The organism is Microbacterium sp. NPDC091662, assembly GCF_044756705.1.
GTDB lineage: Bacteria > Actinomycetota > Actinomycetes > Actinomycetales > Microbacteriaceae > Microbacterium.
Window position 1 is genome coordinate 2,414,701 of sequence record NZ_JBIVTM010000001.1, and the last position, 11,210, is coordinate 2,425,910.

General features: G+C 68.5%; 8 protein-coding genes. 3 read left to right on the forward strand and 5 right to left on the reverse strand.

Features of this window, described 5'->3' with window-relative positions; all coding sequences use genetic code 11:
* Positions 1-107: 107 nt before the first annotated feature.
* From ACIQLD_RS11840 to ACIQLD_RS11850, 3 genes are all read left to right on the forward strand, one after another.
* Positions 108-2,654, forward strand: a complete 2,547-nt coding sequence (locus tag ACIQLD_RS11840) for a fibronectin type III domain-containing protein (RefSeq protein WP_402608187.1) — start codon at positions 108-110, stop codon at positions 2,652-2,654.
* Between the two features lie 138 nt (positions 2,655-2,792).
* Positions 2,793-3,440, forward strand: a complete 648-nt coding sequence (locus tag ACIQLD_RS11845) for a hypothetical protein (protein ID WP_402608188.1) — start codon at positions 2,793-2,795, stop codon at positions 3,438-3,440.
* 78 nt (positions 3,441-3,518) lie between these two features.
* Positions 3,519-5,285, forward strand: a complete 1,767-nt coding sequence (locus tag ACIQLD_RS11850; protein ID WP_402608189.1) for an alkaline phosphatase family protein — start codon at positions 3,519-3,521, stop codon at positions 5,283-5,285.
* 24 nt (positions 5,286-5,309) lie between these two features.
* Here ACIQLD_RS11850 and ACIQLD_RS11855 read toward each other — a convergent pair whose 3' ends face one another.
* The 5 genes from ACIQLD_RS11855 to ACIQLD_RS11875 form a co-directional block, all read right to left on the reverse strand.
* Positions 5,310-7,259 (reverse strand): collagen binding domain-containing protein, encoded by a 1,950-nt coding sequence (locus ACIQLD_RS11855; RefSeq protein WP_402608190.1) that lies wholly within the window; start codon positions 7,257-7,259, stop codon positions 5,310-5,312.
* 50 nt (positions 7,260-7,309) lie between these two features.
* On the reverse strand, positions 7,310-7,732 hold the full coding sequence (locus ACIQLD_RS11860; RefSeq protein WP_402608191.1) for a GNAT family acetyltransferase: 423 nt from the start codon (positions 7,730-7,732) through the stop codon (positions 7,310-7,312).
* Positions 7,733-7,768: 36 nt separating this feature from the next.
* Entirely contained in the window at positions 7,769-8,419 is a 651-nt protein-coding gene (locus ACIQLD_RS11865) for a dihydrofolate reductase family protein (protein WP_402608192.1), read from the reverse strand.
* Between the two features lie 98 nt (positions 8,420-8,517).
* Entirely contained in the window at positions 8,518-9,573 is a 1,056-nt protein-coding gene (locus tag ACIQLD_RS11870; protein WP_402608193.1) for an LLM class flavin-dependent oxidoreductase, read from the reverse strand.
* Between the two features lie 28 nt (positions 9,574-9,601).
* Positions 9,602-11,113 (reverse strand): class I SAM-dependent methyltransferase, encoded by a 1,512-nt coding sequence (locus tag ACIQLD_RS11875; protein ID WP_402608194.1) that lies wholly within the window; start codon positions 11,111-11,113, stop codon positions 9,602-9,604.
* Between the last annotated feature and the right edge of the window lie 97 nt (positions 11,114-11,210).

An 11,210-nucleotide genomic window follows, 5' to 3' on the forward strand; every position in this document is an offset into this window, starting at 1 on the left:
GGAGTTCACCCGCGCTTCGCTTCGTGGCCAGCCCCCGGTCATCCGTCTTCGATGGGGTGGAGGGGCCCCGTGCGGCTGAGCACGGACCCTCACCCCGAAGGACTGACATGACCTCCCCCACCCCTGCGGTGCGGTGGCGGCGTCGCGGACTGACGTCCGTCGCGCTCCTCGCCCTGCTCGGCGGCGCCGTCGTCGCCCCTGCGGCACTCGCCGCTCCCGCCCCCGAAGTGCCGACCGGCTCGCTGATCACCGGCGACACCGCCTGGCACTATCTCGACGACGGATCCGACCCGTCTCCCGCACCGGCAGCGCTCCGCGACTGGACGCTGCCCGCCTACGACGACAGCACCTGGAAGACCGCTGCCGATTCGTTCGGCGCGAAGGGCGGAAAGCTTGCACCCGTCGGCCCGCAGACGCCGAAGACCCTTCTGAACCACTACCTCGACGGCACGGCGGCCCCGACCGTCCCGACCTACTTCTTCCGCACGACCTTCGAGCTCGAAGCGGGCGTCGCCGAGCAGGTCGCGGCCCTGCAGAGCACCATCACGTACGACGACGCGATCATCGTCTGGATCAACGGTGAGGAGGTCGCCCGCTACGTCGACGGCCGCATCACCGACACCACGAACGTCGAGTACGCCGGCGACAGCAACGGCGACCCGCTCACCAGCACGTTCAGCGCCGAAGGCGACCTGCTGCATGACGGCACCAACACGATCGCGGTGTCGCTGTTCCAGGACCGCGAGACCAGCTCCGACATCTTCTTCGACATGTCGTCTCTGACCCTGGTCAAGGCATCCGCCCCCGGTATCCCGGTCGTCGCCCCGCCGACCCGCGTCATCCTCACCCCGACCGAGCAGCCCGCCGTCTCGCAGTCGTTCTCCTGGCTCGCCGGCGACGCCTCGCACACGGTCGGACAGGTCGAGATCGTGCCGTCCGCCGGCGGCGAGACCCGCACCGTCGATGCGTATGACGCGGGGGTCGTGAACGGCAACCCGAACAAGCACTTCTCGGCCACGGTCACCGGGCTGACCGCCGCGACCGAGTACCGCTACCGCGTCGGCCTCCCCGGCAGCTGGAGCGACTGGTTCGCCTTCCGCACCGCCGATCCCGCAGCGACCGACTTCCAGTTCATCTACTACGGCGACGCGCAGATCGGCCTCGACACCACGTGGCCGAGCGTCGTGAAGCAGGCGGAGGCCGCCGCGCCCCGCTCGATCGGCTCCGTGCACGCGGGTGACCTGATCAACACCTCGAGCAACGAGAACGAGTGGGTCAACTGGTTCAAGGGCATGAAGGACTCCGCCGTCCGCACCAACGTGATGGCCGCCCCCGGCAACCACGAGTACTCGGGCGACAAGCTGCTCACGGCGTGGAAGGCCGCTTTCGAGTACCCGCACAACAACCCGTCGACGAGCTCGATCGGCGAACTGGCGGATCTCGCGAAGGGAGACTCCGCCGTCGCGCAGCAGTACCGCGCGTTCTTCGACCACTGGAGCTCTTTCGCCGCCGAGACCGCGTACTACACCGACTACCAGGGCGTGCGCTTCATCACGTTGAACGCCACCCGCGACACGACCTTCCTCACCCCGGCCGGACTCCCCGCCTGCACGGGTGCGGAGTGCCCCTCCGCGCAGATCGGCGTGCTCTGGACGCGGTTCCAGGGCGCCTGGCTCGACCTGCTGCTGCAGAACAGCCCGTCGAAGTGGAACGTCGTCACGTTCCACCAGCCGGTGTTCTCGGCCTCCGAGGGTCGCGACGAGCCGGTACTGCGCGCTGAATGGCTCCCGGTCTTCCAGCGCAACGACATCGACCTGGTGCTCATGGGTCACGACCACACGTACGCCCGCGGCTACGTGAACACCGATGCCACCGAAACCCCCGGCCTCACCACCGGCCCGGTCTACGTCGTGTCGAACTCTGGCGCGAAGCACTACGACCTGGAGACTCCCGAGAAGAACGTCTGGACCAACAACGGCGCCACCCAGGTGCTGCGCGGGCAGGGCGTCACGACGTACCAGGTCATCGACGTCTCGAAGAACCAGCTCGTGTACCGCTCCTACCTCGCGGAGAAGCAGCCTGGCGCGACCACCGACCTTCCCGTCGGCGCCGTATACGACACGTTCACCGTGACGAAGTCGGATGCCGGAGAGAAGTGGGTCACCGAGGCCGGCGTCACGCCTCCGGTCACGCCGGAGCCCGAGGTTCCGGCCAAGGTCGAACTCGGCGCGGCATCCGTGAAGGCCGGCGGCACGGTCACAGTGTCGGGCAGCGGCTTCGCTGAGGGCGCGCAGCTGCGACTCGAGCTGCGCTCCGACCCGGTGCAGCTGGGCACGGCGACCGCCGGTGCGGACGGATCCTTCCAACGCACGGTCACGATCCCGGCGAACACCCCGGCCGGCGCGCACACGCTCGCCGTGATCCTGCCCGACGGCACCGAGGTCACCGCCGCGCTCACCGTTGCGGCAGCCGCCGGTGGCGGAGCAGTGGCACCGGGCAACGGCGGCTCGACCGGCAGCGGCCTCGCCACCACAGGTGCCGACAGCGCGCCGTACATCGTCGCAGCCGTCGTGCTCCTCGCCGCCGGCCTCGGCCTGTTCGCGATGCGCCGTCGTCACCGGAACGCCACGGTGGAGACGACCGAGGCGGAGTAGTTCGCACGAGAGGGTGCCGTGCCGTCTTCGGACAGGCCGGCACCCTCTTTCCCGGCACGGGCTTCACATCGATAACGATGTGGATTCCGCTGCTCGCGGGCAGCAATCTCCTCTTTCATACACCCCTAGGCTCTGGGCATGCGCCGTCACTCTCGCCTCATCCTCGCTTCGACCACAGCTGCACTCCTGGGCTTCTCGCTCACCGCCTGCGCCCCGGCGAGTTCGGACGGCTCGGCGACTCCGGCGCCGTCGCCGTCATCATCGCCCGCCACCTCTCCGTCCCCCACGTCTGCGGACCGGGTCGTCGAGATCTCGGTCGACGGCCTCTCGGTCGACGACGGCGCCGTGGTCGCGTACGACGACCCGGACGGCGCTGTCAACGCTCTCACCGACGCCTTCGGATCAGCTCCGACGGAAGGACCCGTCGAGGGCCCCTACGGCGCCGTGTACTCCGGATACGACTGGCAGGGTACGAAGGCGACGGTCCGCGAGACCCGTATCGACCTGGTCGTGTCGACAGATGCCCCCGGCGTGATCTTCCGCACCCCGGAGGGCATCGGCATCGGTTCCACGCGCGCCGAGGCGATGGCCGCAGGAGCGGCGGACGGGTGGGATGAAGACGGCGACGGCGTCGCCGACTACCTGAGCATCGGCGTGCGAGAGGTTCCCGGCACGTCGTCCCTCGTGAACCCCGGAGAAGTCGGCGTGGAGTACATCGACCTCAAGATCACCGGCGACGTCGTGAGCCGCCTCAGCACCGGTGGCAACGACTTCAGCGACATCTGAGGCGCGGCCGGAGGCCGATCGCTCGCGATCTCCGAAGTCGTACCGGGCATCGAAGCCGCACCGTCATAGGATCTCGGCATGGCCGATGACGACGCCCGCTCCCCCGACGCACCCCGCGACGCCTCTCGCCGTGGTTTCTTCAAGGTGGGTGGTGCCGCCCTCGCCGGCGCCGTGGTCGGCGGTGTCGGGGGCGCGGCCATCGGGGCATCCATCGCCGGCCACACGCGCGACGGATTCGCGGCCGATCCCGACCCGTTCGCCGCTCTCACGCCGCGAAGCGAACCGGGCTTCGACCACCTCGTCGTCGTCATGGGCGAGAACCGCTCCTTCGACAATCTGCTCGGCTACCTGTACTCGAAGGACAACTTGCCGGACGGTGAGGAGTTCGATGGGCTCTCCTTCGGCTCCTACAGCAACACGGCCTCCGACGGCACGGTCGTCGACGCGCACGTGTACGAGGGCGATACCGACCGGATCATGAGTCTTCCCGACCCGGACCCGGGCGAGGAGTACCCGCACGTCAACACGCAGATCTTCGGCACGGTCGATCCTCCGACGAACGCCGACCTCTTCGTCGACGAGATGACCGCGCCCTTCAACGCCCCGACCCACGGCGAGAAGGCCACGATGTCGGGGTTCCTCGAGGACTACATCATCAACTTCCGACGTCTGCGCAAGGGCGTGGATCCCCGGCCCGAGGAAGCCGCGCACATCATGGGGTCGTTCTCCCCCGAGATGCTGCCCGTGCTGTCGACACTCGCCTCGGAGTTCGCGGTGTTCGACCACTGGTACGCCGGCGTCCCCTCGCAGACCTTCTGCAACCGCTCGTTCTTCCACGCCTCCACGTCTCACGGTTTCGTGACCAACCAAGCGGGAGGCGGCTACCGGAAGTGGTTGGATGCACCGGCCGCGCCCACGGTGTTCAACCGGCTCGAGGACGAGAAGGTGAGCTGGAAGATCTACATCGACAAGCTTCAACTCGTCTCGTTCACCGGCATGCTGCATGCGGCGGTGCTGGAGAAGTACTGGCGCACCGACCACTTCGGCACGATGGAGGACTTCTACGCCGAGGCGCAGGACGGCACGCTCCCCGCCTACGCCTTCATCGAGCCGCGGATGGTCTACGACCACAACGACTTCCACCCGCCGTTCGGTTCCCCCCGCGAGAGCGACGTCGACGGCGAGGCCGTGTTCGACAGCGCGATCTCGGATGTGCGTGCCGGAGATCGGTTGATCCACGACATCTATGAGGCGGTGCGCACGAGCGCCTCCCCGAAGGGATCCAACGCCGTCAACACCCTGCTGCTCATCACCTTCGACGAGCACGGCGGCTGCTACGACCACGTGCCGCCGCCCGCCGTGACGAAGCCGACGCCCGACACCGGCCCCGGCGAGATGGGCTTCACCTTCGATCGACTCGGGTGCCGTGTTCCGGCCATCGCCGTCTCGGCCTATACGAAACGTGGCAGCATCATCCACGACGAGATGCATCACGGATCCGTGACCGCGACCCTCTCCCGGCTGCACGGCCTGAAGCCCCTCAACGACCGGGATGACTCCGCGAACACGCTGCTGAACGTCGTGAACCTCGACAAGCCGCGGCATCCGTCCGACTGGCCGGTGACCACCCCGGCCTACACGCCGCCCAACCCGGAGGACACCGCCCCGCAGCCTGGCGAGAAGGATCAGTTGAAGCCGCTCACTCCGCCTGCACGCGGCCTGCTCGGTCTGCTCCTCGCGCGATACGGAAAGCCGGGCGAACCCGAGCCGGAGACCTTCGCCGACGCTTATAGGCTCCTGCACGAACACGGCGAGGAGCTGTTCGGGCCCCCGAACGGGGGTTGACCACGCGCCTCCGGCTTGGCCGACCTACTTCCGCCTGGATCGGCGGCGGCTGACGAGCAGAAGCGTCGCACCGAGGATGATCACGGCAGCGCCACCGGCTGCCCAGGCGAACGTGTCCGGTCCGAGACCCGTCGCCGGCAGGCGTCCACTGGCGCCATTGTCTCCGCTCCCGGCCCCGGTCGACGGGTCAGGCGACGGCGACGGCGGGACCACCACCGCAGCGAGCGTGAAGTCCTGCCCTTCGACGGATTCCCCGGCGTCGGAGATCACGACGGTGCGGGTACCCGCTCCGATGACCGTGCTGCCGGAGGGCGCCCGCACGGTCAGCTCGTAGGCACCGGGCGGGAGGTTCCCGAGACCGTAGGTGCCGTCGGCTTCGGTCGTGAGCTGCTGCGGGGCACCGGGTCCGGTCACGTCGATGACGGCACCGCCGACGGGCGCGCCGCCGTCGGTGCGCACGGTGCCGTCGATCGCCCCCAGTCGGGCGAGGTCGAAGTCCACCGCCGTGACGTCCGTTCCCGCCACGGGTTCGGTGCGGCTCACCGGCGAGGTCGCGACGTATCCGTCGGGTGTCGTCATCGTGACGGTGTAGCTGCCCGCGGGCAGACGCGGGAACGCGTATCCGCCGTCGGCTCCCGTCACGGTCGTGAGGGTTCCGCCACCCTGCAGCACGGCGGTGACCGCGACGCCCGGTACGCCGCTGCCGTTCCATCGAACGGCCCCGCTCAGGCTCGGATTCGCCGTGACGACGAAGTCGGCGAGGGTGATCAGATCCTCATTGTCGTCGGGAACCACAAAGGCCGCTGGCGCGGTGAAGAGCGTGTATCCGGTCGGGACGACGATGCTCGCCTCCTGCGGTCCGTCGAGGACCGAGTCGAACAGGTACCGACCGTCCGCGTCGGTCGTCGTGGTCTCTCCGCCGATCGTGACTGCGACCCCCGCGATCGGAGCGCCGCCCCGGTCGACCACCCGTCCGGTGACGGGCGAGGGCACGATCTCTCGCACGGCGAAGTCGACGCCGACGGCGTTGCCGCCGCTGAGGTCCACCGGCTTCGTCGTCGGGCCCCCCGCGATCTTCCCGGCGGGCGCCGTCACGCTCACCCGATAGCCGTTCGTCGCGATGAATCCGGGGAACGAATATGTTCCATCGGGCGCGGTGGTCGTCCTTCCGACGATCGCTCCGTTGCCGTCGACGAGCGTGAGAGCCACACCACCCAGGGGCCCGTCGACCTGGTCGCTGACCGTTCCGGTGATGTCATTCGCCGCCGAGACGAACCACGTCTGGTACACGGGAAGGCCGGCGCGGCGGGTGAAGATGAAGCTGAGGGAGCTGATCGGAGTCGAGGGCTCGAACCAGGCCGCAGAGCCGTTGGTGTCGGCGGCTGCGGCGTTCCCGGTCAGGGTCAGGGTCGCGGCATCCCACGAGGGCACGTCGTCCGCCGCACCGTTGCACGCCGGCTTTCCGGCGACACCCGGGGCACAGTAGTTGAAGCGGTCACGGAGGCCGATCTCCGCGGCGCTCAACACGTGGCCGTCGGGGGCGACCGCGTGGATGCGCACGCTGTCGGAGTCGATGTCGCCGAGCGCGAAGGCCCACCCCGAGGTCGGGGTCGGCGTGGCGAACGAGTAGGTCGTCGTCGAGGGACTCGTGGCGTTGTCGGCCTTGGGCCGCAGATTCAGGTACGGCTGGTCCCTGCTCGATCCGTACTTCGCCCCGATGGGTGTGCCCTCGGACAGCCAGGTCGACGTCCCGGAGATGACCCCGACCTGCCCCGCGCGTGAGTCACTGGTCATCGTGGCCGTGAGAGGAGGCTGGGGGGCCACCTGGACCGTTGCCGTGTATGCGCCTCCTGTGCCGGCGAGCGGACCCCACGTGGCCCACGACGTCACCGCAGCCGCGGCAGGGATGGCGCCGACGAGCACGGCGATGAGGACGATGGTGCCGGCGATGATCCCGTTGCGGCGAAAACGCATGGAGTCAGAGTACTGGTATACCGGATCGCGGAGAAGTGAATTCCTCGCGACTACACGTCGGCGATGAGCCTCTTGCCGAGGTCGACCGTGTCATCGATCTCGTAGCCGAGCCGGCGGTAGAAGTCGACCACCTGCGCATTTCCGGAACGCACCTGCAGGTTCACCTTCGGGCAGCCCAGATCGCGCAGACCGGCCTCGACGTGAGCCACGAGTTCCCGGCCCACTCCGAGTCCGCGGGAATCGAGCTGGGTGGCGAGGTAGTTCATCCACCCACGGTGCCCGTCGTATCCGGCCATCACCGAGCCGAGGATCCGCCCTGTCTCGTCCTCCGCCACCACGAAGAGATGCGGCTGCACTGTCGCCTTGCGGGCGATGTCCTGAAGCGGGTCGTTCCACGGTCTCGTGAGACCTGCGGTCTCCCACAGGGCCACGACGGCATCGGTGTCTTCAGGCTGGAACGGTCGGATGCGCACCGATCCAGCTTTCCAGATCGACCCCGCCTGCCCGAATCACCCCTCGCGCGAGAACGTGATGTGCGTGACGCCGGACTCGGCGACCTCCGAGGTCACCCGGTAGCCCGACTCGAGTCCGCGCAGGTCGTCCCACAGGCGGATCCCGCTGCCGATCAGGATCGGGGTGATGCCGACGTGCAGGTCGTCGACGAGTCCGGCGCGAAGATACTCGCGCACGGTCGTCGCTCCGCCTCCGATGCGCACGTCACGTCCGTCCGCAGCAGCGACCGCCGTGCGGAGAGCCTCTTCGGGCTCGGCGGAGAGGAAGTGGAAGCTCGTGCCGTTGGCGAACTCGATCGACGGACGCGGGGTGTGCGTGAGCACGAAGACCGGCGCGTGGAACGGGGGCTCCTCACCCCACCAGCCCCGCCAGTCGGGATCGTCCGGATTGGCGTGCAGCCCGAACATCCCCGCGCCCATGATCTCGGCGCCGATGTTCTCGAAGTAGTGCGAGGCGTACTTCTCGTCGACGCCCGTCGTGCCCGCCCCGCTCGTGTCGTGGAAGACGCGCTCGTGGAAGGTGCGCGTCGCCGTGTACGCGGCCGTCAATCGTCCCCAGTCGTCACCGAAGGGGTTCTCGGGAGTCTGGTCCGTCGTGGTGGCGAAGCCGTCGAGCGAGATGTTGAGGTCGACGCGGACACGGGTCATGGCTGCCTCCGGAGCTGCACGGGTGACGGCGCGTCCGTCGACGCGCCGTCACCCAGCGTCGGCGTTCCTCCGCGTGTTGTCAAGCACGCAGCTTCCGGTCAGACCGGGTCGCCCTGGACAGGCCCTTCCGTGTTCGGCTTCCATCCGAGTGCGGGGGCCACATGCTTCGCGAACGACTCCAGCACATGCAGGTTGTACTCCGGTCCGAGCTGGTTCGGGATCGTCAGCATCAGGGTGTCGGCGGCCATCACCGCCTCGTCCTGTCGGAGCTGCTCGATCAGCACGTCGGGCTCTGCCGCATAGGTCTTGCCGAACGTGGAACGGAACCCGTCGATGATGCCGATCTGGTCGGCGTTCTCCTCGCTGCGCAGTCCGAAGTACGCGCGGTCCGTGTCGGAGACCAGCGGGAACACGCTGCGGCTGACGGAGACGCGCGGGGTGCCGGTGTGACCGGCCTCCTTGTACGCCGAGCGGAAGAGGTCGATCTGCTCGCGCTGCAGTTCGTGGAACGGCTGTCCGGTGGCCTCGGTGACGAGCGTCGAGCTCATCATGTTGAGCCCCTTGCGACCTGTCTCGATCGCCGTCGGGCGCGAGCCCGAGCCCCACCAGATGTGATCGCGGAGGGTCGGCGACTGCGGTTCGATCGCGAGGTAGCGTCCTGCCCCCACCATGCGCGGGTCGCCGGGGGCGATGCCCTCACCGTCGATCGCACGCAGGAAGAGGTCGAACTTCTCGCGTGCGATGACGCTGCCGCGCTCGGTGTCCTCTTCGTCCACGTAACCGAACGTCTCGTATCCGCGCAGAGCCGTCTCGGGTGAACCACGGCTCACGCCGAGCGCGATGCGACCGTCGGAGATCAGATCCAGCGCAGCCGCTTCTTCGGCGAACTGGAACGGGTTCTCGTAGCGCATGTCGATCACACCGGTGCCGACCTCGATGCGCTTCGTGCGTGCAGCCATAGCCGTCAGCAGGGGCATCGGCGAGGCCGCCTGGCGTGCCCAGTGGTGCACGCGGACGTACGCGCCGTTCACACCGATCTCGTCGGCCCCCTCGGCGATCTCGATGGTCTGCTTCAGCATGTCGCCCGCGGTGCGGGTCGCTGAGCCGGGCACATCCGCATAGTGCCCGAAGGAGAGGAATCCGAAAGCCTTCATGATCTATTCCAACGCATGCATCCCGTAGCTATTCCCCGGGCACCAGCATGCCGTCGAGCACGAGCGACCGGATGCGGGGCTCGAGCTCGGCCCAGAGATCAGGGAGCGGCACTTCGAAGAGGTCGGCCAGGGCCGAGACGATCTGCGTCACGGTGAGTTCACCGTCGCAGGCGCCGACGAACCCGGCGAGCGCGGGGTCGACGTTCACCGTCCGGGAGAAGCCGCCGCCCTGTCGCAGCTCGATGACGCTGGGATCGTCGTTGCCCGGGAGCAGGTGTCGAGCCTCGGTGACGTCGGACGCCGTCACCAAGGTCGTGGGGATGCCGTCGGCGAGGGCGTCGTGCGCGGCCAGACCGGTACCGAGGGCGGCGCCGACGTTCGAGACCGACTGGGCGATCCTCTCCGTGCGTCGGAGCGCCGGAATCGACGATCCCCGGCGCATCAGCACGTAGCCGAAGCCGATCGACGTCACGCCACGCGCGGCGAAGTCATCGAGCCAGGCGGTCAGCAGCGGGGTGAATGCCGGGTCACGCGGCGTGGTGCCGCCGTCGCGGATCCACAGCTCGGCATAGGCGAGCGGAGACAGCTCCTCGCGTTCGATCACCCAGAGGTCGAGCTCACCGGGCACCCAGGCGTCGAGACGTGCGAGACCGGCGACCCCGGCCCTCGATTCCCAGTTGCCGAGCAACTGCGCGATGCCGTTCTGCGTCAGGAACGCCGGTGCCGTGCGCACGAATTGTTCGACGAGCGCATCTCCCACGAGTCCGCCGTCTCGATACTCGTACGCCGGCACGCCCTCCACACGCGGTGTGATGACGAACGGCGGATTGGAGACGATCAGGTCGAAGGCTTCTCCTGCAACGGGCTCGAACATGCTGCCGAGTCGGAACTCGACGTTGGCGACGCCGTTGAGGCGGGCGTTGAGTTCCGCGAAGGCCAGTGCACGCGCTGAGATGTCGGTCGCGATCACCGTTCCGGCTCGACGAGCGACGAGGAGCGCCTGGATGCCGCAACCGGTGCCCAGATCGAGAGCCCGATCGACGTGGATGGGAACGATCGTCTCGGCGAGAGTGCGCGACGCCCCGCCGACCCCGAGCACGTGGTCAGGAGGAAGAGGACCATCGAGCGCGACCTCGTCGAGGTCGCTGGCGATCCACCATTCCCCGACCCCGTCGGCGTCGACGAACGACTGCGGACGCAGCAGGGCGGTCGGGGTCACGGTGTCGGCATCTGCCGTCGCGAGAGAGAGCGCCACGAGACCGTCGACTCCGAGGTGCGGCAGTGCGGCATCGACCGCGACCCGTGGTTGGGGCATGCCGAGCACGAGAAGACGTCCCAGGGTCGCCAGCACACCGTCGTCACCGGTGATCGCCCGGAGGATCGGCTCTCGCATACCGCGGGCGAGGGCGTCGTCGGCCTCTTCGCCCCAGAGGCGGCGAAGGGGGACGGAACGCAGGTCGGCCGCGTCGAGATCGGAGGCGAGTGCGGCGATGCGAAGCGGGTCTGGGCGGGGTGCGGGGGTGTCGGACACGGCCGTCACTCTACGCGTCTTCAGGGTTCTCCTTCCCTGGGCCTCCTAGAATCACTAGGTCAGTACTCACGATCAGCCTCTTTCCGGGCGTTCGAGGAAGACCTTC

Excerpts from the sequence above, each read along its gene's own strand:
- ACIQLD_RS11840 (WP_402608187.1), top strand. The coding sequence starts at position 108 with ATGACCTCCCCCACCCCTGCGGTGCGGTGGCGGCGTCGCGGACTGACG.
- ACIQLD_RS11845 (WP_402608188.1), top strand. The coding sequence starts at position 2,793 with ATGCGCCGTCACTCTCGCCTCATCCTCGCTTCGACCACAGCTGCACTC.
- ACIQLD_RS11850 (WP_402608189.1), top strand. The coding sequence starts at position 3,519 with ATGGCCGATGACGACGCCCGCTCCCCCGACGCACCCCGCGACGCCTCT.
- ACIQLD_RS11855 (WP_402608190.1), bottom strand. The coding sequence starts at position 7,259 with ATGCGTTTTCGCCGCAACGGGATCATCGCCGGCACCATCGTCCTCATC.
- ACIQLD_RS11865 (WP_402608192.1), bottom strand. The coding sequence starts at position 8,419 with ATGACCCGTGTCCGCGTCGACCTCAACATCTCGCTCGACGGCTTCGCC.
- ACIQLD_RS11870 (WP_402608193.1), bottom strand. The coding sequence starts at position 9,573 with ATGAAGGCTTTCGGATTCCTCTCCTTCGGGCACTATGCGGATGTGCCC.